This window comes from Thalassospira sp. MIT121401 (assembly GCF_047125595.1).
Taxonomy (GTDB): Bacteria; Pseudomonadota; Alphaproteobacteria; order Rhodospirillales; family Thalassospiraceae; genus Thalassospira; species Thalassospira povalilytica.
In genome coordinates this window covers 822,233-845,790 of the sequence record NZ_CP138926.1, presented here as the reverse complement: position 1 = coordinate 845,790, position 23,558 = coordinate 822,233, and the positions used below count along the sequence as shown (strand labels likewise).

The following is a 23,558-nucleotide window of genomic DNA, read 5'->3' as shown; positions in this document are numbered from 1 at the left end:
GCGCTGACAGCAGAATCGATTTATACACTAGTATAGATCACTATCTGCAACCCATCAACCACTGAAAGGCTGGAAACCAACCTGTTTTAGTTTTTTTTCATGTTTTTTCGGGATTTGGAAGCTCTAAATACAACCTGTCAGATTCTGTCAGGTTGTATAGGTCAAACACCGCATCCAATCAGAGCATAAAAATCGTTATTGCTCGCGGAAAGCGCGCTCGAAACTGGTGGTAATCGGGGAAAACAGATAGGCCAAAATCGTCCGGGAACCGGTTACGATCTCAAGCTGGGCAGGCATACCAGGGGATAGGATCATGCCTTCATGTTCGGCAAGACTGTCTGCATCGATCTCGACCATGGCCTGAAAATACGATCTGCCTTCCGAATCGGTAAGGCGATCGGGCGATACATCGGTGACAACCCCCTTGACCGGCGCGAACCAGCGCTGACTGAAGGCGGTGACACGGATATTCACACCAAGCCCGACAGAAACCACGTCGATATCATTGGGCGAAACACGCGCCTCGATCACCAGACGGTCATCAAGGGGCACAATTTCAAGAACCTGCGCACCGGGCGGAATAACCCCGCCAACCGTCGTGAACTGCATGTTGGTCACTGTCCCGTTGCGCGGTGCCTTGATGTCGGAGCGCACGAGAACATCCTCGGCCGAACGCAACCGTTCATTCAGATCGGAAATCTCGCTCTGGACATCGCGAAGCTCGGTATTGATCGATTGCAGATGGTCGCGCATCAATTGTGACTGGCTGGCCTTGACCTGCTGAATTTGCTGCTCGATCCGGGCGATATCGGCGGAATAGCGACCGATATTGCCAAGCGTCTCGACCAACCGACTTTCAAGCTGCAAAAGCCGGGTGCGGCGCGCATAGCCAAGCTCGACCATCGGCTTGACCATCGCAAGCTCTTCCTTGACGATCCCGACTTGCTGTTCGGCGGCTGTTTTCTGTTCGCGCGTGCCAACGATTTCGCGACGCAATTCCTTGATCCGCTCGTCATACAGCTCGACCTCGCCCTTGAACGCACTGCGCCGGCTTTCAAACAGCGTGGTTTGCGCATCCGTAATCGAAAAATATCGCGGATCGTTCAAAACATCGGGGAATATCAGTTCGTCTTTTTGTGCCCGCTCTGCAATCAGGCGCGTCTGGGTCGCCAGCGCATTCAGATAACGGTTATTGAGCAAATCATAACTTGCCCGCGACCGCGTATCATCCAGACGCACAAGAACGTCCCCGGCCTTTACCCGCGTTCCGTTACGCACAAGGATCTCGCGAATGATGCCGCCTTCAAGATGCTGCACACTTTGCCGCCCGGAAAACGGGGCCACGACACCACTTGCGGTTGCTGCCGAATTGACCTCGGCCGTCCCCGCCCATAGCAGAACCGACCCAACCCCGAGAAACAGGATAAGCAGCCCGATCCGCACAAGCGGCTTCACATCGGTATCAAGCTGGCGCGCGGTTGGTAATTCTACTCCGGACATCAGGCCCCACCTTGTCGACGTTCAGCCGATCCTTCGACAACCCGCAATTGCGGGCGACCACGACGCGGTGCATCCCCCGATGCGGCGGGTGCAGTCGGTTTCTTGCGGGTGGCAGCACGCTGTGCGGCGGCGCGTTCGGCGTCTTCGCGAACCTTGCGCATGCGCATTGCCGCCTCTTCACGTGCCCGTGCGATGGCTTCGGCTTCGCTCATCTTGCGTTTCGGCGCGTCCGGCTTGGCCGGTTTGCTTACAGTTTTTCGGCCACTTGGCTGCTGCCGCTCGGCGCGCGGCTTTTGCGGAGCGGGCTTTGCTTTTGCGGCCGTCTGCTCAGACTTTTCGTCTTCGGACCAGCTGACCGATTTTTTCACCGGCGCGGATTTTGCCGCCTTTTCAGCCTTTTCCGCCTTTGGCACGACCGGGCGCATGGTCATCATGGTTCCACCCGGGGTCGGCTGTGGTTTCATTTCCGGCTTGGCAATACCGGCCGCCTGTTTGGCGGCCCGTGCGCGGTCCGATCCGGCATCACTGCTGCGCCCGAAATCCTCGATCTCGGGCATTGCATCGGCGATTTCCGGTTCTTCGATCACGCTTGCCGGGTGTTGTCCGGCACTGGAATTCTTTTCAACAATCGGGCGCGGTGCGTCGGGGTTGGGGATCTCGATCTGTTTGGGCGTGATCCGCATTTGCCCGTCCGTGGTGCCCGCTGCGGCAACGGTCGCCGGATCGGCATTCTCAACCGGGCGGGCCACAGGCGGCAGACCGCGCGCAATATCTTCGGTCTGGACGGTCGGCTTGCCGGTGGCGACACCAGCCGGGTTTTTGACCGGAACCACCTGAATCTGCCCGTCTGCAAGCGCAAGGATCGCATCCGCCCGGGCCAGGATGGCGCGTTCGTGACTGACGATAAATGTCGTAATGCCGTTCTTGCGCAGAATGTCGATCAGATCACTGATATGGCTGACACCGGTGTCATCAAGGGCGGTTGTCGGCTCATCAAGCAACAACATGCGCGGCCGCGAAAACAGGGCCGCGGCCAATGCAATCAACTGGCGCTGCCCGCCTGAAAGGTTACGCCCGCCGCGATCAACGCGCGTGTCATACCCATCCGGAAGATCAAGAATAAACTGATGCGCCCCGGCCAGTTCGGCGGCCTGGATGATATCGCGCATCTCGGCATTGCCAAGGCGGGCAATATTTTCGGCAATCGTGCCCGGGAACAGAAACGGGTTCTGCGCAAGATACCCGATCTGCGCCCCGATTTCCGAACGGTCGACACGCGACGCTTCGACATCGTCAAGCTTGACCGACCCGGAACCCGGAAGCCAGATCCCCATAATCAGCTTCAACAGCGCGGTTTTGCCAACACCGTTAAACCCGGCGATCGCAATGATCTGGCCCGGTCCGGCCTTGAAGGAAAACCCCTTGAACAGGACGTTGCGACTGTTAGGCGGCGCAAAGACCAGCCGGTCCACACTGACAGCCATGCCCCGACCACGCGGCAGCGGTGCCGGAACGGTCTGTCGTTTATCGAGCAAAATCTTGTTCAGACGCTCAAACGAATTGCGCGCCGCATTCCAGCTGCGCCAGGCACTGACCGCACCGTCAAATGGCGCAAGCCCGCGCATGCCCAGGATCATCGACGCCACCATGATCCCGATCGTGATGCTTTCGGACAAAACCAGATAGGCACCAACCCCGATAAAGCACACCTGCATGGCAAGCCGGATGAAATGCGAAAGCGTGGTTGATGTCCCGACCCGGCGGCTGGCCTGACCTTCCCAGTAAAGGGCGTCCGACTGGTCTGCCTGCCAGCGCTGGCGGGCCGACTGGGTCATGCCCATGGCTTCCATGGCCTCGGCATTGCGGACATAGGTTTCTTCCTGCGCAATGCCGCGGTTCTGGCTTTCTTCGGACCGGTCGACGGAAATCTTGGCTGCGGCTTCGTTGGCAATGGCGATGGCAATCAAAAGCACCGCCCCGCCACAGGCAACAAGCCCAAGCCGGACATCAAAGATAAACACAACCCCGATATAAACCGGCGCCCACATGAAATCGATCAGCGCAAAGGGCCCGCTGCCGGTCAGGAACCCGCGAAGCCCGTACAAATCGCGCAACGGACGCTGGCGCATCTGGGCACCGCGTGCCGATTGCTGCACGACATGGGCAAACAGATCCCCGCCAAGACGCAGATCAAGGGCCGTTCCCACCCGGATCAGAACCCGGGACCGCAATTGCTCCATCGAGGCAATGAACAAAAGAACAAGCCCGATACCAACGGTCAAAAGTGCCAGCGTATCGACACTGCGGCTTGAAAGGACGCGATCAAATACCTGCATGGAATAGATCGGGATCACCATGTTGAGCATGTTGATCACCATCGAGAATCCGCCGACAAGCGCGATCGACCGCCAGAACAACCGTTCAAGCGGGGTCCGATCCCCCTCGCGTCCCGCATCCGCTTTGCGGGTTGGCCGGATTTTATCGAGCAGGCCCATGCATTCCTTCCGTTTTGTCGCCTTTGGCAACTGCCTTATCATATCATGCCGCTGCGCATTGGCATCTGCCTATTGCGCATGGCAAACGCCCCGCGCAACAGTGCTGAGACGGGTAACCTAGCCAATGGCATACTGCCACTATTCTGGTTGAATATATAAGGATGTGTTAAAATCCTGCCCGAAATCCCTTTATTTCATTGCGCTATCCGCTGCCTGGCAACCCTGCCTGACCACGGGCCGCACCGGAACGACATCCGATATTTCCGCCATCACAAATGTCATAGATCAATGCCGGCAACGCCTTGTCATTCATACTTGTTTGACAATTCAGCCGATCGCGATTTGCGCAAGCCCCGTCTCCACCCCCATCTATAGATCAGAGCCGGATATCGCGACCGCTTCGCGCATCGGCACCATCAACGCCCAAGTGCCGTAATCGCCCCCGGAAATACTGCCACCGGGCATGTCACCCCAAAGACTCGCAACATGCGGAATGCCAATGACAAACGAAACCCCGCAACTTCCTGACGTCATCCAGCGATTTCTTGCCATCGAACCTGGCAGCACATCCCATGCCGGTACGCTGATGGCCTGCATGATTGGTGTTCTGGCGGCATGCGCCTGGATGCTTGGCGGGTTTTCGATGATGATTTCGGCCGGTATTGCCGTGTCGCTGATGCTGTTTCTGACACCGATGATATCCCCCGAAATTCTGATGAAGATGCTGCGCGCCAATCCGCTGCGCCCCAAAGACTATCCCGCGATCCATGAAATGATGCATCTGTTGTGCGAACGCGCAGGGCTTGATCACACGCCCAAGCTTTTCATCCTGCCGGGCAAGGGCGTGAATGCAATTACCACCGGCACCGATGCGCAAACCACCATCGCCATTTCAAGTGACGCACTCCATGATCTGTCTCCGCGACAGATGCGGGCCATTCTGGCCCATGAAATCGCCCATGCCTGGCATGGGGATACGCGGATTTTGCTGATGACGGATGTTTTGTATCGCGCGACATGGACCATTGCGCTGTTTGGTCTGGCGATCTTTATCTTTGGCGATTTCAATCCGCCGGCATGGATGGTTGTTCTGTTTGGCGCAGTCCCAACCATCAGCTTTTTACTGCAACGGGCGGTCATCCGTGATCGCGAATTTGCTGCCGATCACGGGGCCAGTGATTTGCTGAACGGTCCCGAAGACATGATTGATGCCCTGCTTCATATCGATCAGATCAATCGCCGCCGCCTCGGACTTATCCCCTATCGCAGCACGCAGCCGCCAACACTTCTCGACACCCACCCATCGGTCACCGCCCGGATAAAGGCCTTGCGCGCACTCAAACCCGGAACCTGGCAGAAATTTTTTGAAAACCGCCGCATGCCCGGACAATAATGGGTCATGGCGTCGCACCGTGACAAAACCGATACCGACCTTGGCCCCTGCCCGATCTGCGGCCGTCTGATGATTGCCGGGCCAAGTGTTGATCGCCATCACTGGCGACCCAAATCACAGGGTGGCACCGATACCCAATGGCTCCATCGGGTGTGCCATCGCATGATCCACCGCCTGTTTGACGAAGCAACGATTGCGCGTGATTACGACACACCCGACAGGCTGAAAACCCACCCCGACATCGTGAAATTCATCACATGGGTTCGCAAAAAGCCCGTTGATTACATCGACTGGCCCGAAAGTGCCGGCCGTTATGGCAGGAACCGGGGAAAACGTCGTTAAGACCGGCGACAATTGGCAAAAAAACATTTACCTGCCAGACTATGCTCGCTACTTGTCCAGCCCACCGGGCTTATGGTGATCCTGCCCGATTGCACCGTAACTGTCGTTTTCAGGAAAAGCCGATGCCAAGCTTTGACATGCTCAATGAACTGATCCCGGTCTTTGTCACGCTTTTCGTGATCATTGATCCGCTGGGTCTGGTCCCGGTTTTCATTGTCCTGACCCAAGGCACAAGTGCCGCCCACCGTCGGCGCATGGCGATCCGCGCCTGTATCACCAGCTTCTTCATCCTTGCCGCCTTTGCCCTGATTGGCGAAGGGTTGCTGGGCATTTTCGGTATTCACATGCCGGCCTTCCGCATTGCCGGTGGCACGCTTCTGTTCCTGATCGCACTTGAAATGCTGTTTGAAAAGCGCAGCCAGAAACGAAATGAGCGCGCCGAACAGGTTCATCAGGAACTCGAAGACGACCACGACGGCGAAAAGACCAAACCCGACAGCACATCCGCCCCGCAAACAGCCGGGCATACCATCCCTGACGAAGAAGCCGACGACATCTCGATCTTCCCGATGTCGATCCCCTTCCTGTCGGGTCCCGGTGCAATTGCCTCGGTCATGCTTTTGATGGGCAAGTTTGAAAACAACATCGCCATGCAGGCCAGTGTGATTGGCGTGGTTGCTGTTGTCATGCTGATCGCCTTTGCCTTTTTCCTGGCATCGAACGTTGTTGCCAAACGCCTCAGCCCGACAGTGGCAACCGTTGTATCGCGCCTGCTTGGCATGATCCTGGCTGCCCTTGCGGTTCAGTTCATCATTGATGGCGTCAAACAGGCGTTTTTCCAGTAACCGGAAACCCGGGCCGTTCAAACTCTATTGCGCGGCCCAGACATAAACGCCGTAACCGATCAGCATCACCAGACCGACCGGACGCCCGATTGACGGGCGCCTCAGCAATACGGTCAGCAACAGCGAAACGGCAATCATCACCGGCAAATCAAAGCTCAGAAAACGCGCGGCAACCGGGATCGGGGATATTGCCGCGGTCAGGCCAAGTATGCCCAAAATGTTGAAAATGTTCGATCCGACGATATTGCCGATGGCAATTTCGGACTGTTTGCGCAGGGCGGCGATCAATGATGTCGCAAGCTCTGGCAGGGATGTGCCCACCGCAACAATCGTCAAACCGATAAAGGCTTCTGAAACACCAAAGGATCGGGCAATCGTGACCGACCCGTCGACCAGAAAACGGGCACCAACCATCAAAAGCACCAAACCGGCAACCACCCAAAGTACCGACACCCACAAGACCCCGCCGGGCACTGACGGATCGGTTGGCGCATCTTCATTCACCGGCTGGCTTTGCGATTGGCGATAGGCCACCAGCAAATACGTCACCAGCCCGGCAAACATCACACATCCGGCAATGCGTCCGACGTCACCCAATGCAAATATTGGTATCAGAATAATCGCTGCTGCCAGCATGACCGCGGTGTCACGACCAAGGGTCCCGCCCGAAACCGCAATCGGCCAGACAAGTGCCGAAACCCCGACAATCAGCAGGATATTGGCAATGTTCGATCCCACCACATTGCCAAGCGCAATATCGGGCACCCCGCGCAAGGCCGCATCAAGTGACACCAGAAGTTCGGGCGTTGACGTCCCGAAACCGACCACAGTCAATCCGATCAGCAGGGACGGCATCGAAAGCCGGCGCGCGATGCCGACACTGCCGCGGACAAGGGCCTCTCCCCCGAAAAACAGCCCCGCCAAACCACCCAGCAACATCAAATATTCCACAATCGACGCCTTTTCATCTGCCGACCAATGACTTTGCCCCAGATGGGTCCGAAATGCCCCCACATGGCCGCAACGCCGAGATGTGTGTCACGCCCGACCCGTTTGCAAGCAATACAGATCACAGCGCAAAGATAAAAACCGCGACAGGGCCAAAGGTGCTGTTCAAACCATTTAGTTCCTCTAGCCTGCCATGGTCAGCGCAACCAATTCGTCATGCAGGGCCTTGGGGATCGTCACCCCGTTTTGACGGCTGCGTTCACGCGCTTCGAACCGGCGCTGCGACGGCAGACGGGCACCTTGTGCCATGATCCGTTCAAACAGGTCTTCGGCATGATCAAGATGTTGTTGCGCCCCTGCCCCCAGGAAGGTTTCCGGGGAGAAGGCAATAATGATCTCGCCGTGATGCGGATTGCCCGGTGCATCTTCGGACGCGGCATGGGTTTCATGGCCCAGCACATCACCGATCAAGGGGCCGGCCAGCAAACCGATCATGGTCGAAAGGGCCGAACCCTTATGCCCGCCAAATGTCAGCATCGCACCTTCAAGGGCCTTGGTGGCATCGGTGGTCGGTTGACCATCGGCATCGAACGTTGTTGCCAAACACCTCAGCCCAACAGTGGCAACCGTGGTATCGCACCGGCTTGACATGACCCCGGCTGCCCTTGCGGTTCAGTTCATCATTGTTGGTGTCAAACAGGCTTTTTTATATAGCGAAAAACAACAGCTTCTAACAACCGAATAACCCTCTCAGTTTTTGAGCAACGAACCCTAAAAGCTCGCGCGAGCGCTTAAGGTTTGCCTATCAACCTATAATTTAGTTAATGTCGATCTCTCACACCAAAAACTGGATGGAAGGCCACACAGATGCGATACGTTTCGTTCCGCATTAAAAACTTCAAAGGAATCAAGGACACAACTGTGCAACTCGAAACTGTTGCTGGTGCAAGTGTTTTCGCATTTGTTGGGTTAAATGAAAGTGGAAAAACCACAATATTAGAGGCGATCCATAGCTTTGCTCCAGATGAAGCAACAAGCGAACTTCTTGGGGGCGACGAGGGGCTGGGTGTACCAATAAAAGAACGTGTTCCAAGACACCTTTTCTCAGAATTTACCGGCGATGTTTCAGTAACTGCGACGCTAGAACTTACTGAAGATGATAAACAAAAAATAAAAACACAACTTAAGAGAGATCACGAAATAGAACTAAATCCCACTACATTTCCAAATAAAATATCACTAGAAAGGCACCAGAGGTTTAAAGATGGTGACTTTCAGCACAATTTTTTCACTATTCGAACAGAGATTGAATACAAGAAAAAAAGACAAAAAACGTGGAAGCAAATGAATGTCCCTATAAAGACAATCGTAAGAGATGTGATATTTCAATACGCACCCAAAATAGCTTATTTTCCCACTTTCGTTTTCAACTTTCCAAAAACAATTTACTTAACTGACAGGGGTGGAGTAGTTGATAAATTCTACCGTAGGGCATTCCAAGATATCCTCGATTATGACGGACGTGGTCAGACTATTGAGAAAGACATTATAAGAAGGGTTAGAAACGAAAAACTTCAAACCTCATGGTCCAGTTTTCTTCCTCTTTGGAGTACCTATGATGAAAAAGACAAGATACAGCATGTCGTTGACAGAGCTGGCGCTGCAGTAACTCGGCTTGTCTTTGGAAAATGGAATAAGATATTTGGCGAAGAAACTGGAGGAAAGGAAGTAATAATAACTTATAGCGCAGATGAGGGAGAAATTATAGTAAATGGAGTTAAAACAAAAACAGAACAGCACGATATTTTTGTAAAATTTCAAATTAAGGATGGCACTAGAAGATATTTCGTTAATGATCGATCTCTTGGCTTCCGCTGGTTCTTTTCGTTTATGTTATTTACACAATTCCGAGTCGCTAGAGCTAGTAGCGGCAGTCAGCCCCTACTCTTTCTTTTCGATGAACCGGCATCAAATCTGCATGCGGCCGCACAACAAAAACTTATTGATAGCTTTCCCGAAATCGCCCGTAACGGTCATGTTTTGGCCTATTCCACTCATAGTCATTACATGATTGAGCCGAAGTGGCTGGAGCAAACATTTATCGTATCCAACAGAACGGACGATCCATCGGAATCGATCCTAGATGAGATATCGCTGGACGACGAATCTCTTGATGTCACAGCAACTTCGTACCGATCATTTGTTAACAGCCACTCTAACCAAACAAGCTACTTTCAGCCTATTCTGGACCGCCTCGAGGTTGCCCCCTCAAGGTTCGATTTGAGAACTAAATCAATCGTAGTTGAGGGAAAATCAGACTATTTCATTCTGCGGTACGCTGCCGAAATGCTCAAAGTAATCGATTTGCCATTAATCCCCGGAATCGGCGCAGGCACATTTGGAGCACTGGCTGCGTTGAATGTGGGCTGGAATCTTGGATGCATTTTTCTCCTTGATGGAGACCCGCAGGGTAAAAAAGAGAAACGGAGATATACAAATGATTACGGCATTCGGGGCACAGACCTAATCACTCTCGACGAAATCGTCGAGAGTGCAAAAGTGATTGAAGACATAATTGATGAGCAAGCCGCAAAAACCATCATGACGTCCCTAAACTTGACCGAGACGCCAACGAAACCTCAAATACTTCGCTTCTTCCAAGAGAAATTAGCCAGCGAAGACATCATTGACTTGGGCACTAAGTTCAGAAAATCCTCAAAATCTGTACTAGACTCTCTATCAAAGAGGCTCGCCGACAACGAGTAGCTCTATCTTGAATAGCTTGCTCTAGTCCCAACGTTTTGCTGCACGCAGGATCGCATCGGTGCCGATCTGGTAGTGATCATAAAGCGCGATGCTGTCGCCGCACTGGCCAAATCCATTCACACCAAGCGGTGCGACCGCGTGACCACGGACCGAGCCAAGCCAGGCAAGCGCGGCCGGATGGCCGTCAATCACCGTGACAAGGCGCGCATCGGATGCCAGCGGTTTAAGCAGGTTTTCAACATGCGACATTTCGCCCTTTGCCTTGCCTTCAAGGCGGGCGCGTTCCAGATCCTGCCATTCATTGTAAAGCCGGTCGGTGGAGGTCACAGCCAAAAGTCCCAAACCCGGATGGGTTTCGGAAAGCTTTTCCCAGGCGGCGATTGCCTCGGGCGCCATTGCCCCGCAATAGGCAATGACCATTTTGCAATCCTTGCCCGGTTCACGCAGCCAATAACCACCGGAAACAATTTCCGCCTTGGTGGTATCGGAAAGTTCGCGTTCGGGCTGAGCCAGCGGCTTGGTCGACAGACGCAGATAAACCGACCCGCCCTTGGGGGCCTGCATGTGATCAAACGACCAGCCCATGATGGTTGCCAGTTCATCGCCAAAGCTTGGCTCAAAACTGGTCAGGCCCGGCTGCCCCATGCCGATCATCGGGGTCGAGATCGACTGATGCGCGCCGCCTTCCGGGGCAAGGGTAATGCCGCTTGGCGTGGCCACGACCATGAACCGCGCATCCTGATAGCAGGCATAATTAAGCGCATCCAGACCACGCGCAATGAACGGATCATAAAGGGTGCCAATCGGAAACAGGCGCTGCCCGAACAGGCTGTGCGACAGGCCAAGGGCGGCCAGGTTCAGGAACAGGTTGTTTTCGGCAATGCCAAGCTCGACATGCTGACCACCCGGCGATCTGATCCATTTCTGGGCCGAGGGAACTTTGCGTTCGCGGAATTCATCGGCCAGTTCTTCGCGCCCGAACAGGCCGCGCTGGTTCACAAATCCGCCAAGGTTGGTCGAAACCGTCACGTCGGGCGAAGTGGTGACGATACGATCGGAAAGATCGCTGTCTTTCATCTTGGCCAGTTCATTGAGGATCTTGCCAAACACTTCCTGGGTGCTGGATGTCTCAACCCGGGCATAGGGCATTTCGGGGATGGTGATGACCTCGGCCATTTTATGGCGCGGGGCACGGTCATTGAACGGTGCATTGGCAATATAGTCGCGCACACGCTCGGCACTGACATCAAGGCCCGCCGCCATATCCCATTCCTGCCCGTCGGCGATGTTGTTTTGCAGCTTGAAGGCATCCATTTGCGGGATATTCATCAAACCGGCATGGTTGTCCTTGTGACCCTGAAGCGGGGTGGCATAGCCCTTGACCGTATAGGCAATAAACACGGTCGGTTTATCGTTGGGAACTGCATCAAAGGCATTAAGCACCGCCTCCATGCAATGACCACCCAGATTGGTCATCAGATCATGCAGGGCGTCATCATCATAATCCCCCAGAAGATTGGCCAATGCATTGTCGCCGGGCATATCGGATGTGATCTGTTTGCGCCATGCGGCCCCGCCCTGGAAGGTGAGGGCCGAATAAATGTCATTTGGCACATCATTAAGCCATTTCTTAAGCGACTTGCCGCCTGGCTTGGCAAAGGCATCATGAAGCTTGCGGCCATATTTGATGGTGATCACGTTCCAGCCAACCGCGCGGAAGAACCGGCCAATGACGCGGAACAGATGCGCATCAATCATCCCATCAAGGCTTTGACGGTTATAATCGATCACCCACCAGACATTGCGGATGTCATGCTTCCAGGTATCAAGCAAGGCTTCGTAAATATTGCCTTCATCAAGTTCGGCATCCCCGACAAGGGCGACCATGCGGCCGGGCTTCTCGCCCTTGGGCAGCATGTTTTTATAGCGCAGATAATCCTGTGTCAGGGCTGCGAAATTGGTCACCGCCGCACCAAGCCCGACCGAGCCGGTGGAAAAATCAACCTGATCGCCATCCTTGGTCCGCGACGGATAGGATTGCGCGCCGCCAAATGAACGGAAGTTTTCAAGCTTTTCCTTGGTCTGACGTCCAAACAGGTAGTTGATCGCATGGAAAACCGGACTTGCATGCGGCTTGACCGCCACCCGGTCCTGCGGACGCAGAACATTGAAATAAAGGGCCGTCATCAACGTCGTCATGGACGCACAGCTGGCCTGATGGCCGCCAACCTTGATGCCGTCGCGCTTCGGACGCAGATGGTTGGCATTATGGATCGTCCAGCTTGATAGCCAGCGCACCTTCTTTTCGATCTGCCCCAGCATCTCAAGGTCTTCGGCTTTGACATTGCCGGTGCTGGTGGCTTCGATAATTTCACCGATTTCGGGTGCGGCATCCTGTGCTGACATTTTCCTGATCCCTTGTTCGAGCCTGCTGTTCCGGGTCTTTTGCGGGACTTTTATCGGCCCGCGACATTCCGGTATTGAATTACCGATTTTTAAGGGGAAATGACGGAAATCAAGGGATGCCACCTGCATTTCACACAAGATTCGTCACTTTTGCCTCAAACGTGGAATCGGCTGCGACAATCCCGGTCAAACATTCGAATTTCCCGTCTGAAACAATATTTCGTGGTCGCGAATTGGCACATTTATGACAGCGATTCGTCATGCATATCGCGAAACTTCGCCGCAAACCGGGTTTAAGGGAACAATAACCAATTCAAGGCAATCTCGCCAATCGTGTAGTAATTCTACCATTCGTATAGCATGCGTCTTCGCCCATTCTTTCACCCCGGAATTTAATTGATCAGATTTCATTTTTCCCCAATGGCGATTTCGATCTTCAGGCACAGGCCCGTGAAGATCATGGCTTCTGCCGCCTTGGCGCTGTTTCTGGGGATCGGGCAATCCGCACAATCGACGGCCACCGCACAGGATGCATCCAGCGATCTTGAGATCACGCTGCCGATGGATCATCAGTCGGCCTATTGTCAGGGACAAATTCCGTGGGAACAGCATTCGGAATATCACATTGATTTGTTGCGGCTTGCCGCCCGGCTAAGCGGTCGTGACATCACAATCACCCCGGTCTGCATGGATTACCCGACCGAAGAACGCCGCATTTCGATGCTGCTGACGGCAAGCCAGATCAATACTGTCTTTTTCGGGACGTCTTCAAACCGTGAAGAAAAACTGCTGCCGGCCTATGTTCCGATATATCTTGGCACGACCGGTCTGCGTCTTTTTATGGCGCGCCCCGAAACCCTGCCAGCACTGCGTGAAGTCGAAACCATAGACGACCTGCGCACCTTTTCGATGGGACAGGGCCTTGGCTGGCCGGATTCCGCCATTCTGATCGAAAACGGCTTTACCGTCGCCGATGGTCGCTACAAGACATTGCACCGGATGCTTGGTGCCAACCGGTTTGATCTGTATCCCCGCGCTTTCTGGCAGATCATTGGCGAATGGACCTGGATGCAAAGCCAGGCCCCCAATATCGCCGTGTCACGCGACATTGCCCTTTATTATCCGCAACCGATCTATTTCTTTTTCAGCCCGACAACACCGGCCCTGCGTGATGCCATTCAAACCGGACTGGAACGGGCCTATTCCAACGGCATGTTGCTTGAACTGCTGAAATCACATCCGGAAACCGCTCCGTCCTTTAGCGGGCTGGACCTCGGCAGTATCCGGATCATTCACGGCACAAATGAAAACCTTCCGGAAAAATCACGCCAAATCATGAAACAATACGGCCTGTTTGAATAATCCCGACAAATCAATCTTCCAAACACCAAAAGGCCGATCTGCGAAAACAGACCGGCCCTGTTACCCCCGGGTCCAAATACAGCACCGGGTGATTTTTGGTTTGATTGTTCGACTTGTTATTCGGCGGCAATCGCCATTTCGCCACCATCAAGCGCATTGGCCAGATCGGCCAGAATGTCATCGATGCTCTCAAGACCGGCCGACAGGCGGATCAACCCATCGGTGATCTGATATTCGGCGCGTTCTTCGGCGGTATAGGTCGAATGGGTCATTGACGCCGGATGCTGGATCAGGGTTTCGGCATCGCCAAGGCTGACCGCACGGGTAATCATGTTAAGGCCGTTCATCAATTTGCGCCCTGCTTCGATCCCGCCCTTAAGCTCGAACGCGATCATGCCACCGAAACGGTCCATCTGCGCCTTTGCGAGCGCATGCTGCGCAAAGCTTTCAAGACCCGGGTAATAAACCCGCTCGACCTTGGGATGGGAGTCAAGGAAAGCCGCGATCTTTTCAGCATTGTCGCAATGGCGTTCCATCCGCAGTTCAAGCGTCTTGAGCCCGCGCATCACAAGATTGGCATCCTGTGCCGACAGAACCGCACCGGTCATGTCCTTAAGCCCGACCAGACGGACCTGTGTCATATCTTCAAGCGATCCGATCACTGCACCAGCCATAAGGTCCCCATGGCCGCCCAGATATTTGGTGGCGGAATGCACAACGATATCGGCACCAAGCTCAATCGGACGCTGCAAATATGGCGTGCAATAGGTGTTATCAACCACCACCTTGGCACCGTGTTTGTGGGCAATCTCGGAAATGGCTTTGATATCGACCAGGCGCATATTCGGGTTGGCCGGGGTTTCAAAATAGACAATCTTGGTCTTGTCCGAAATCGCCTTTTCCAGTTCGGCCGGATCGGTCAGATCGACATGGGTGTGCTTGATCCCGAACTTTTCCAGACCATGACGGAAATAGGCGAATGTGCAGCCATAAAGGGTGCGATCCACAATGATCTCGTCACCCGGCTCGATAAAGGTCCAGCAGACCGATGTAATCGCCCCCATTCCCGACGCGGTCGCAAGGGCGGCTTCACCGCCTTCAAGCACCGCCAGACGCTTTTCGAGAAGATCAAGCGTCGGGTTCGCAATACGCGAATAGATAAAGCCCTGCTCGTCACCGGCAAAGAACCGCCCGCCCTGCTCGGCCGTTTCGAACGCGAAGGTCGAAGACATGTAAACCGGCGGGTTCAGCGCGCCATTATGGCTTTGCGGATCGTATCCGTGATGGATCGCACGGGTGGCGAAACCGGTTTTGGCGACATTGCTGTTGCGGCTGTCATTGGCAGACATGTGAGGCTCCTGAAAATGCGTTTATTCTGCCCTGATAACCGCAAACCCCGTGCCAGATCACAAAAGCCCCGGTTTTCCGGGCTTTGCATAAATCTTGCTGCCTTTTGGTGTAAATATTTATTTACACTTATTCGCCCGGATTTCGCCTTCACGACAAAATCCCTGGAAATCAGCGACATGCACATGTACACTTTTCGTTACAGTGTACACTTTTCGTTACAGACATGCGGTTTGAAATTCGCGGTGAAAACAGGGTCGGCATTACGCGCGATGTGGTCAATGTTCTGACAGATCAGGGGCTTGATATCCGCGCCTTTGAGGTCACAACCCATCACATCTATGCCGATATTCCGGCCATTCGCCCCGGTCGCTTTCCGCTTTTGGCCCATGCCCTGAAACAAATCCCGGGCATTTCCGACATTCGCGAAATTGACCGCCTGCCCACCGAACGCAGGCGCGCGCAGCTTCACGCCACCCTTGCCGCCCTTGGCGATCCGGTGATTGCGGTTGATGCCAATGGCCAGATCGCCCAGGCCAATCCGGCGGCCCAATCGATCGCAGGCACCAGTGAGAAACCGCTGCGCGATCAGGATATTTCCACAATCCTTGCCGAACCAAGCATTGAAGATTTGCGCCAAAGCGGCTTTCGCATGCCCGAACATGAAGTAACCCTGGGCGGGCAGACATATCTGTTGCAGGTCGAACCGATCGGTCATGTTGATGATGGCTCGGACGCGGCCGACGATGCACCGTGGGGCGGGGTCATGGTCTTTCACCGGGCTGCACGACTGGGGCGGGTCATCACCGCCCTTCAGGATCGCAGCCATACCGGTTTTGACGACATCATCGGCACGAGCCGTGCAATGACACGGGTAAAGTCACAGGCACAAAGACTTGCCGCGATTGATGCGCCGCTTCTGATCCTTGGCGAAACCGGAACCGGCAAGGAGCTTTTTGCCCGCGCCTGCCACCGCGCCAGCACACGCGCCGATCAACCGTTTCTAGCACTTAACTGTGCCGCCATGCCCGAAGGTTTGGCTGAAAGCGAACTGTTTGGCTATGCGGCGGGGGCCTTTACATCCGCACGACGCGGCGGCAAGCCCGGCCTTCTGGAGCTTGCCGATGGTGGCACCCTGTTTCTTGATGAAATCGGCGAATTGACCCCCTATTTGCAGGCCAAACTTTTGCGCGTCCTGCAAGACGGCCGGTTCCGCCGGGTTGGCGGCACGGACGAGATTGCCGTCGATGTCCGGATCATCAGCGCCACCAACCGCGACCTTGAAGCCATGTCGCATGACGGCACATTCCGCGAAGATCTTTATTTCCGCCTCAATGTTCTGGCCATCACCCTGCCACCGCTGCGCGACCGGATCGAAGACATCGCGGATCTGGCAAGGTTCTTTATCGACCGCACCGCCCAGCAAACCGAACGCCCGGCACCCTATCTTGCCAGGGACGGGCTTGACTGGCTGCGCGCCCATGACTGGCCGGGCAATGTCCGCGAACTGGAAAACACCCTGTTTCGTGCCGTCGCCCTGCTGGACGGAGATGTTCTTGGTGCGGGCGATCTGACCAGTGCAGCCAGCGGCACCATGACGTCTGCTGACACACCCCCATCCGACAATTTCCCCAGCCCGCCTGTAAGCCACCAAAAAGGTATAGCGACCAGTTCTGACCCGATTGCTGCCGCCCTGGCACAAAACGATTTCAATGCCGGCCTTGATCTTTTGGAACGTGAAATGCTGATGCGGCTTTATCCGGATTATCCAAGTTCGCGCAAACTGGCAGAACGACTGGGTGTTTCGCACACATCGATCGCCAACAAACTGCGCAAATACGGCATTGGACAGTAAACCGCCCGGATACCCCGCTATGATCAAGTTTATGGCGATTGGTCACGCCACTTCTTGCCAGCTTGGTTGCAGTGCGGCATGATCTTCCTAAATCAAGGGGTGGAAAGCCCCGAAAACAGGGAGAAGAATTATGCTGACAGGAAAACGCGCACTCGTGACCGGCTCGACCAGCGGGATCGGCCTTGCCATGGCAAAGGCGCTTGCAGGTGCCGGCGCTGATGTGATGCTCAATGGCTTTGGCGACGCAGATGAAATCGAGGCAACCCGCAAGGGCCTTGAAACCGATTATGGCGTCACCGCGCACTATAGCGGTGCCGATCTGTCCAAACCCGACGAGATCGAAGCCATGATGAAGGATGCCGAGGCCAAATTTGGCGGCATTGATATCCTGATCAACAATGCCGGCATTCAGTACACCGCCAATGTCGAAGATTTCCCGCCCGAAAAATGGGATGCGGTGATCGCGATCAACCTGTCATCGGTTTTCCACACCACCCGCCTTGCCGTTCCCTATATGCGCAAGAAAAACTGGGGCCGGATCATCAATACCGCCTCTGCCCACGGCCTTGTCGCCTCGGTCCAGAAGGCAGCCTATGTCGCGGCCAAACATGGCGTGATCGGACTGACCAAGGTCACCGCCCTTGAAACGGCCGAAACCGGCATTACGGCCAATGCGATCTGCCCGGGCTGGGTCCGCACCGAACTGGTCGAACGCCAGATCGAGGCACGCGCCAAGGAAAACAACATTTCGATTGAAGAATCCGCAACCCGCCTTGTCTCGGACAAACACCCGTCCAAACAGTTTGTCAGCCCCGAACAGATCGGCCAGACCGCACTCTTCCTGTGCTCTGACGCCGCATCGCAAATGACCGGCACGCATCTTTCAGTTGATGGCGGCTGGACCGCGCAATAAAAATCTTTGCGCGGGTTACTCGAACCACCACTTGCCAGCTAACCAACCCGCGCAGAACACCTTACACTTGGCGGAAAGCACGTATTTTCCTATGCATATTAGATCTCTCATGCTAGGAACTACCAGTTGGCCAAATACATGCGAAAACGTTCGACCCATGATAAGCGCGACCCAAATTTTCCTTAACAAGGCAGCGCTACGGCTATTACCCAACCTGTACCGACGCAAAGCAATCCGATGGGCAAAAGACCACATCGCGGATAATGCCGTTTTTTTTCTGTCTTTTGATTGCGATACCAGCCGTGATGCGTCAGCCTCATTGAAAATCCAAAGGCAACTTCACAGCGCCGGAATGAACGCAGCTTATGCCATACCAGGGCAGTTACTGGAAAAACATTGGGACAGCTACAAGGAACTTATTTCCTTGGGGGGCTATTTTATAAACCACGGCTATCGCGAACACGCTGCCATAGATCCGATAAGCGGGCGTCCGTATTCAACTTTCACATACCGAGACGTAGAAGATCATGTCTGGCAACAAGACATTATCGATGGTCACAATACGATTAAAGCCTTAACTGGTAAGGCCCCAACAATTTTCCGGACTCCCCATTTTGGTGAATTCGACAAGCCGGAACAACTCGAGCGCCTGTATGATTTCCTTACCACCCTTAACTACCAAATCTCAACGTCTTCGACGCCAATATTGGGACACATTCTCGGCCCAATACATCGGCAAAAGCATAGTATAATCGAAATTCCGCTTAGCGGCTGCCTGACAAGACCAGCACAACTAATCGACAGCTGGGGCTTCATTTCAGCTCCAGACGCTCTAGGCAGACAGAGCTTAATTGACGCACTAAAAGATTACCTTTCAACCTTATCATTAGGCTCAAATCTCGTGATGAACATTTACTTTGACCCCGCCGACATTTCAGAAGATCAAGAAATATTAGATTTGCTTGTGAAGTTTAAGCCGTATTGCCTGCCGGGCTATAACGTTTCATTTCCTTATCAGGTTAACTGAGTAAGCACATATGACCAAAAGCCCGCGGATTCTTGTCATAGGCTACTGCTATCCCCCCACCGCTAGCCCAGAAGCATTTGTAACCGCGAAATTATTACGCAATATACCAGAATGTGAAATTGACGTCCTTACACTTGAAGACGGCCTCGTGAGTGACTATTGTGACTTGGAAATGGGGAGGTATGCAGAAGGCATTAATGGTAAAGTTATTAAAGTAACCCCCTCTTGGCTAACCAAAAAGTTATGCCGCATTCCACGCCTTCCACTACGACCAGACAGATGGTTACTTGCAAATAGAATAACGAAAAAACAAGCTCTAAAACTTGATCCTGCAAGCTATGACTGCATTGTCACAAGATCGCAATATCATTCCGCGCACTTGGTTGGCCTGTCTCTTAAGAGAAAATTTCCTCATCTACCTTGGATCGCATGCTTTTCCGACCCTTGGTCAGGATCAGACCACCAACAAAGCGTGCCGCTATTTTCGCGCTACAGTAAACTTCAAGAAAACCGGGTCCTGAAGAATGCTGATTTCTTGGTTTTCCCGACAGCGGGATTACTACAGCACATGACCAAAGGAACAAAAGATTTAACAAAAAAATCTACCGTAATCCCACACTGCTATGACGTTGAGCTTTACGGTGAACGTGAAGCTTCGATCGCCTCTAACGCCAAAGTTGACCAGACAGAACTTCAATGGCGAATTTTCGGATCCTTCTATGGGAATAGACAGCCCGACATACTCATACGCGCACTATCGCTTTTGCAAGTCCCCAACAACAAGAAACTACAAATTGAAATATATGGGGCTTTTCACGAGAAATATCGCGAGTTCGAGCAGTTCAATCAAACGCATGCAAACTGTAAAATAGCCCATATGGGACAAATTCCGCACAAGAGCGCTTTGCGAATTATGCAGAAATCTGACCTGCTAATCGTCATCGACAGTACCGAACTGAGTGAAAGCTTCTATTTGCCGTCAAAGATAATTGATTACTTTGGGAGCGGAACCAGCATATTAGCTATCTGCAAACAAGGAACAGTAGAAGAAATCACGACATCCAGAAACCAACACGTCGCAAATATTGACGATGTGAATTCAATAACATCCGCAATGTTTAACATCCTAAATCAACACAAGCGCACACCCACACACAACTCCTCAGACAAAACCTACGCCGCCACCGAAGTGGGGAAAAACTTTTTATCATTAATAAAAAGAAATAGTAAAAAAAATGATTAAAAAAATAAAAACACTACCAACAATTATCGGATTCTCATTGTCATCTATTACACTGATATCTTTTTGCACAATTACAATAAATGGAAATGATATAAAAGCACCAAATTTAATACAAATACTAACAATCATGACACTTCAAATAGGAGCAACCGCTTTCCTACCAAGATCAGAATGCATAGAAAAAAAACAATTAATATCCCTATCACTTATTTACTTATTTCTCAGTCTAATATCATCTATATTATCAGACAGCACAGAAACAAGCCTCTACAGGCTTGCAATCACCTACACCCCCCCAATTGTATTAATATACATAGTAATAAGAAAAGAATTACCCATTGAATTCTCAAATGGCATAATGAATGGCATAATAATTATTACAACAATATCTGTATTATACTCTTTATTTGGAGCAATTATTTCAGATAGATACATTTCCAGACTAGCCACAAACACAATAGATTTCAATATATTTGGAGTAGAATTATCCCAAAAAGTTGCGCATAGATCCTTCTCCTTTGAAGAATCAAAGTACTTACTCCAGAGAATTCCAGGAATATTTCCAAACCCAAACGGATTCGCCATAGTTTGTGCAATTACTTTTGGACTTTCATATAATTTCAAATACTCGAATCGGATTAAATACACTATCCGCATCATTTCAATCACTGGATTGATTCTTTCATTTTCACGAATGGGTGCAGTGCTATTTCTGGCAAATTTCACATACATGAGCTTACCATCGGTGAAAATCAGAAAATTATTCGTGCTCACATCAGCTATATTTATTATTTCTTTCCTCATATATTCTGCAGGAACGTCAAATACGCTGCTATCAAACATGCCATTGGTCGAGAAACTTGAGTTACTGCAACTCCGTGAACGCGCAGATAGTTGGGCCTTAGCTTGGAATGCGGCCTTGCAAAACTGGGGGTTTGGTGTGGGTTTTGGTGTTGGATCCGAGTACCTGTTCGGAGATGCCGCAAACACACAAGCCGTCCATTCAGTCTTCCTCAACTCATTTCTGGAAATTGGCGCATTAGGGACTTTCGCCTTGATCGCGATTTGGATAGCTCCAGCACTGTCTGACGACTACACCTCAAACAACTGCAGTCCCAAAGAAAATCATCGTCACGTAATTTCAGGCGTTCTATTTGGACTTTTTGTTGCAGAGGCGTTTGATTTAAGTGTAACCCGGTTCCACTACATTCACTTGATATTCTTTACTCTGCTTGGAATATGGGTCTCTTTGAACCCAAGCAAGGATAATACAGCAGGCCAAAATGCTCGAAGTTCTCAATCGCCAACATTGCTCTAAAGCTCTTTGGAACCAAGCTGCCGACGACATCGACAACGCTTGGGCATGGCATCGATGGGAACTTCTGGAAGCACGCAGCAACTGGGCGCGTACGAACGATTTATCCTTTGCGATCGTAGATCGACAGAACGGCTCAAAGCTAGTGGCTTTAATTCCGCTTGTCGCTGTCCAACCGCAACGCGCACAATTACTTTTGGGACCACATCTTGAAAGTACTGGAGGCCCTGCTGTTAACGATAAACTGCCGAGAAGAACGCAAGACAAAGTGCGTGCTCTGATAGCACAGGAAATCAAGAATTTAGCGCTATATGCAGCAGCAAGAAGAGTAGACCTTTCTTGCCCTCCGCTGGCACCAAACCTCCTACTCGCATCGCACCCCTGTCCAAACCCATTATGTCATTTCGGCTACTCTGATACCTCAACACAATCTTGGCTGGTTAACATTGCAGGCAAGAGCGAGAGTGAGATTTGGTCGAACCTAGAGCACCGTTGCCGAAAACAAATCAAAAAGGCCGAACGAAACCAGTTATCCGCAAACTTGGTTGAACCAGCCGCCTCTTTGCTCGACCACTACTACGCCTTGCATTTGGAAACCTGTAGCCGAAATGGCATTCCACCGCATCCAAGAGGTTATTTTGAATCCATATTTGGTGAAGTCGCAGAAGCAGGCCTATCCAAATGCTGCATCGTTCAAAACGGGCCTACTATTCTGGCGATTCATACTTTTCTGCTTTACAAAAACAAAGCGCTTTATTGGACGACAGCAGGAAGCAATGATGCTTTAAAGCTTTGCGCAAACGATTTCGGGATATGGCATGCAATTACCGAGTTCTCAAAATCTTCAATTGACTACCTAGAGTGTGGAGAAGCATTTCCCGGCGCGGCGGACGGCAAACTCAAGGGCCTGAACGACTTCAAAAAATCATTTGGGGGAACATTATACCCTTACTTTCGGGGGCAGATGATATATCGACCTGTTACGGAATCCCTGATGAACATTGCAAGATATCTGCGACAGGGCAGGACTAAAAAGTGACATCTACAGAACAAAAGCATTTTAATGAGCGTGCAGCAGGGTACGAAACCGAAATTGGCGAAGAGTATCCTCAAGCTCTTAAATGGCAACTTATTGAGAAATATTCAGAAACGGGCCAGACGGTTATTGATGTTGGTGGCGCCAATGGCCGACACGCCGTAGACCTTTCCTGTCTTGGGCGGAAAGTTATATGTGTTGATCTAAGTCCCGGCATGCTCAAGCAGATGTGTAATCGCAAAGAATTCCTTGCAATCACACAAGAGCAGCGACCAATCCCTGTTGTTTCAGCTGCACAGTCCCTTCCGATCACAAACAATTCGGCAGACATGGCCTATTGTTTTGCCACACTTCTCCTTATGCCGGATCAGGGAAACGCAATTGCCGAACTTGTTCGCACCGTCAAGCCAGGGGGATATATCATCCTGGATATCGCCCGTCCCTGGAACATAGGATGGCTTTATTGGCGAAATCACTACAAGAAAATAGGATTTCCGGGGATTTTTCCCCTCTCGGCAGGTAACACCCGAAAACTCTTCAGAGATTTGAGATGCACTGTAATCGAAAGCATCGCAACAGGCTTCCTGAGCCAATTATTGTATCTTCCATTTGTTGAAAGCAGAACACGCCTGCGTAGCTTGATCCACTCCACGCGGCAGGCTCCCGATCTTGATGGCAAAATTTCTGCACGGATACCCACCTTCGCCAATCGCGAATATATCGTTCTGCAAAAGGCCTTTGAAACTTGATCGATAACGTATCAAG

At 52.3% G+C, this 23,558-nt stretch carries 18 protein-coding genes; 12 read left to right on the top strand and 6 right to left on the bottom strand.

All coding sequences use genetic code 11. The features are described 5' to 3' along the window. Positions 1-195: 195 nt before the first annotated feature. Positions 196-1,500 carry an HlyD family type I secretion periplasmic adaptor subunit gene (locus tag SIB88_RS03890; RefSeq protein WP_412559382.1) on the bottom strand — a complete coding sequence of 435 codons (1,305 nt, stop codon included), beginning with the start codon at positions 1,498-1,500 and terminating at the stop codon, positions 196-198. Beyond that, positions 1,500-3,995, bottom strand: a complete 2,496-nt coding sequence (locus tag SIB88_RS03885; RefSeq protein ID WP_412559381.1) for a type I secretion system permease/ATPase — start codon at positions 3,993-3,995, stop codon at positions 1,500-1,502. Before SIB88_RS03885 ends, SIB88_RS03890 begins: the two co-directional genes overlap by 1 nt. A 499-nt stretch (positions 3,996-4,494) precedes the next feature. Between SIB88_RS03885 and SIB88_RS03880 the strand changes: the two genes are divergently transcribed. The 3 genes from SIB88_RS03880 to SIB88_RS03870 all read left to right on the top strand — a co-directional run bounded on the left by SIB88_RS03880 (position 4,495) and on the right by SIB88_RS03870 (position 6,575). Continuing rightward, the gene (locus SIB88_RS03880) at positions 4,495-5,388 is read left to right on the top strand and encodes a M48 family metalloprotease (RefSeq protein ID WP_101245302.1); all 894 of its coding nucleotides are present in this window, start codon (positions 4,495-4,497) and stop codon (positions 5,386-5,388) included. A gap of 6 nt (positions 5,389-5,394) precedes the next feature. Beyond that, positions 5,395-5,730, top strand: coding sequence for an HNH endonuclease signature motif containing protein (locus SIB88_RS03875; protein ID WP_114112781.1), 336 nt, complete (start codon positions 5,395-5,397; stop codon positions 5,728-5,730). 122 nt (positions 5,731-5,852) lie between these two features. Beyond that, a complete protein-coding gene (locus tag SIB88_RS03870; RefSeq protein WP_114112780.1) occupies positions 5,853-6,575 on the top strand; it encodes a MarC family protein in 723 nt (240 codons plus the stop codon). Between the two features lie 24 nt (positions 6,576-6,599). Here SIB88_RS03870 and SIB88_RS03865 read toward each other — a convergent pair whose 3' ends face one another. Next, positions 6,600-7,526 carry a calcium/sodium antiporter gene (locus SIB88_RS03865; protein ID WP_412559380.1) on the bottom strand — a complete coding sequence of 309 codons (927 nt, stop codon included), beginning with the start codon at positions 7,524-7,526 and terminating at the stop codon, positions 6,600-6,602. 180 nt (positions 7,527-7,706) lie between these two features. Continuing rightward, the gene (locus tag SIB88_RS03860) at positions 7,707-8,126 is read right to left on the bottom strand and encodes an Ldh family oxidoreductase (protein ID WP_412559379.1); all 420 of its coding nucleotides are present in this window, start codon (positions 8,124-8,126) and stop codon (positions 7,707-7,709) included. Positions 8,127-8,390: 264 nt separating this feature from the next. On the opposite strand from SIB88_RS03860, the gene SIB88_RS03855 reads away from it, so the two are divergent. Beyond that, on the top strand, positions 8,391-10,289 hold the full coding sequence (locus SIB88_RS03855; protein ID WP_412559378.1) for an AAA family ATPase: 1,899 nt from the start codon (positions 8,391-8,393) through the stop codon (positions 10,287-10,289). A 21-nt stretch (positions 10,290-10,310) separates the two neighbouring features. Here the strand turns inward: SIB88_RS03855 and SIB88_RS03850 are convergent, their stop codons facing one another. After that, positions 10,311-12,695: a hypothetical protein gene (locus tag SIB88_RS03850; protein ID WP_101245298.1), complete on the bottom strand. Its 2,385-nt coding sequence runs from the start codon at positions 12,693-12,695 to the stop codon at positions 10,311-10,313. Between the two features lie 459 nt (positions 12,696-13,154). On the opposite strand from SIB88_RS03850, the gene SIB88_RS03845 reads away from it, so the two are divergent. Next, complete coding sequence (locus SIB88_RS03845) at positions 13,155-14,057, top strand: hypothetical protein (protein ID WP_250281658.1); 903 nt, start codon at positions 13,155-13,157, stop codon at positions 14,055-14,057. A gap of 116 nt (positions 14,058-14,173) precedes the next feature. Here SIB88_RS03845 and SIB88_RS03840 read toward each other — a convergent pair whose 3' ends face one another. After that, the gene (locus SIB88_RS03840; RefSeq protein WP_206926701.1) at positions 14,174-15,406 is read right to left on the bottom strand and encodes a methionine gamma-lyase; all 1,233 of its coding nucleotides are present in this window, start codon (positions 15,404-15,406) and stop codon (positions 14,174-14,176) included. A gap of 224 nt (positions 15,407-15,630) precedes the next feature. Between SIB88_RS03840 and SIB88_RS03835 the strand changes: the two genes are divergently transcribed. The 7 genes from SIB88_RS03835 to SIB88_RS03805 all read left to right on the top strand — a co-directional run bounded on the left by SIB88_RS03835 (position 15,631) and on the right by SIB88_RS03805 (position 23,542). Continuing rightward, positions 15,631-17,259 (top strand): sigma-54-dependent transcriptional regulator, encoded by a 1,629-nt coding sequence (locus SIB88_RS03835; RefSeq protein WP_412559377.1) that lies wholly within the window; start codon positions 15,631-15,633, stop codon positions 17,257-17,259. Between the two features lie 130 nt (positions 17,260-17,389). After that, positions 17,390-18,172: a 3-hydroxybutyrate dehydrogenase gene (locus SIB88_RS03830; protein ID WP_412559376.1), complete on the top strand. Its 783-nt coding sequence runs from the start codon at positions 17,390-17,392 to the stop codon at positions 18,170-18,172. A gap of 157 nt (positions 18,173-18,329) precedes the next feature. Further along, on the top strand, positions 18,330-19,199 hold the full coding sequence (locus SIB88_RS03825) for a hypothetical protein (RefSeq protein WP_412559375.1): 870 nt from the start codon (positions 18,330-18,332) through the stop codon (positions 19,197-19,199). A gap of 10 nt (positions 19,200-19,209) precedes the next feature. After that, positions 19,210-20,442 carry a hypothetical protein gene (locus SIB88_RS03820; protein ID WP_250281649.1) on the top strand — a complete coding sequence of 411 codons (1,233 nt, stop codon included), beginning with the start codon at positions 19,210-19,212 and terminating at the stop codon, positions 20,440-20,442. Further along, positions 20,435-21,760 (top strand): O-antigen ligase family protein, encoded by a 1,326-nt coding sequence (locus tag SIB88_RS03815; RefSeq protein WP_412559374.1) that lies wholly within the window; start codon positions 20,435-20,437, stop codon positions 21,758-21,760. Before SIB88_RS03820 ends, SIB88_RS03815 begins: the two co-directional genes overlap by 8 nt. Then, a complete protein-coding gene (locus tag SIB88_RS03810; RefSeq protein ID WP_412559373.1) occupies positions 21,726-22,796 on the top strand; it encodes a GNAT family N-acetyltransferase in 1,071 nt (356 codons plus the stop codon). The genes SIB88_RS03815 and SIB88_RS03810 overlap by 35 nt, the downstream gene beginning before the upstream one ends. After that, positions 22,793-23,542, top strand: coding sequence for a class I SAM-dependent methyltransferase (locus tag SIB88_RS03805; RefSeq protein WP_412559372.1), 750 nt, complete (start codon positions 22,793-22,795; stop codon positions 23,540-23,542). The genes SIB88_RS03810 and SIB88_RS03805 overlap by 4 nt, the downstream gene beginning before the upstream one ends. The last annotated feature ends 16 nt before the right edge of the window (positions 23,543-23,558 follow it).

Excerpts from the sequence above, each read along its gene's own strand:
- SIB88_RS03890 (WP_412559382.1), bottom strand. The coding sequence starts at position 1,500 with ATGTCCGGAGTAGAATTACCAACCGCGCGCCAGCTTGATACCGATGTG.
- SIB88_RS03885 (WP_412559381.1), bottom strand. The coding sequence starts at position 3,995 with ATGGGCCTGCTCGATAAAATCCGGCCAACCCGCAAAGCGGATGCGGGA.
- SIB88_RS03880 (WP_101245302.1), top strand. The coding sequence starts at position 4,495 with ATGACAAACGAAACCCCGCAACTTCCTGACGTCATCCAGCGATTTCTT.
- SIB88_RS03875 (WP_114112781.1), top strand. The coding sequence starts at position 5,395 with ATGGCGTCGCACCGTGACAAAACCGATACCGACCTTGGCCCCTGCCCG.
- SIB88_RS03870 (WP_114112780.1), top strand. The coding sequence starts at position 5,853 with ATGCCAAGCTTTGACATGCTCAATGAACTGATCCCGGTCTTTGTCACG.
- SIB88_RS03855 (WP_412559378.1), top strand. The coding sequence starts at position 8,391 with ATGCGATACGTTTCGTTCCGCATTAAAAACTTCAAAGGAATCAAGGAC.
- SIB88_RS03850 (WP_101245298.1), bottom strand. The coding sequence starts at position 12,695 with ATGTCAGCACAGGATGCCGCACCCGAAATCGGTGAAATTATCGAAGCC.
- SIB88_RS03845 (WP_250281658.1), top strand. The coding sequence starts at position 13,155 with ATGGCTTCTGCCGCCTTGGCGCTGTTTCTGGGGATCGGGCAATCCGCA.
- SIB88_RS03840 (WP_206926701.1), bottom strand. The coding sequence starts at position 15,406 with ATGTCTGCCAATGACAGCCGCAACAGCAATGTCGCCAAAACCGGTTTC.
- SIB88_RS03835 (WP_412559377.1), top strand. The coding sequence starts at position 15,631 with ATGCGGTTTGAAATTCGCGGTGAAAACAGGGTCGGCATTACGCGCGAT.
- SIB88_RS03830 (WP_412559376.1), top strand. The coding sequence starts at position 17,390 with ATGCTGACAGGAAAACGCGCACTCGTGACCGGCTCGACCAGCGGGATC.
- SIB88_RS03825 (WP_412559375.1), top strand. The coding sequence starts at position 18,330 with ATGATAAGCGCGACCCAAATTTTCCTTAACAAGGCAGCGCTACGGCTA.
- SIB88_RS03820 (WP_250281649.1), top strand. The coding sequence starts at position 19,210 with ATGACCAAAAGCCCGCGGATTCTTGTCATAGGCTACTGCTATCCCCCC.
- SIB88_RS03815 (WP_412559374.1), top strand. The coding sequence starts at position 20,435 with ATGATTAAAAAAATAAAAACACTACCAACAATTATCGGATTCTCATTG.
- SIB88_RS03810 (WP_412559373.1), top strand. The coding sequence starts at position 21,726 with ATGCTCGAAGTTCTCAATCGCCAACATTGCTCTAAAGCTCTTTGGAAC.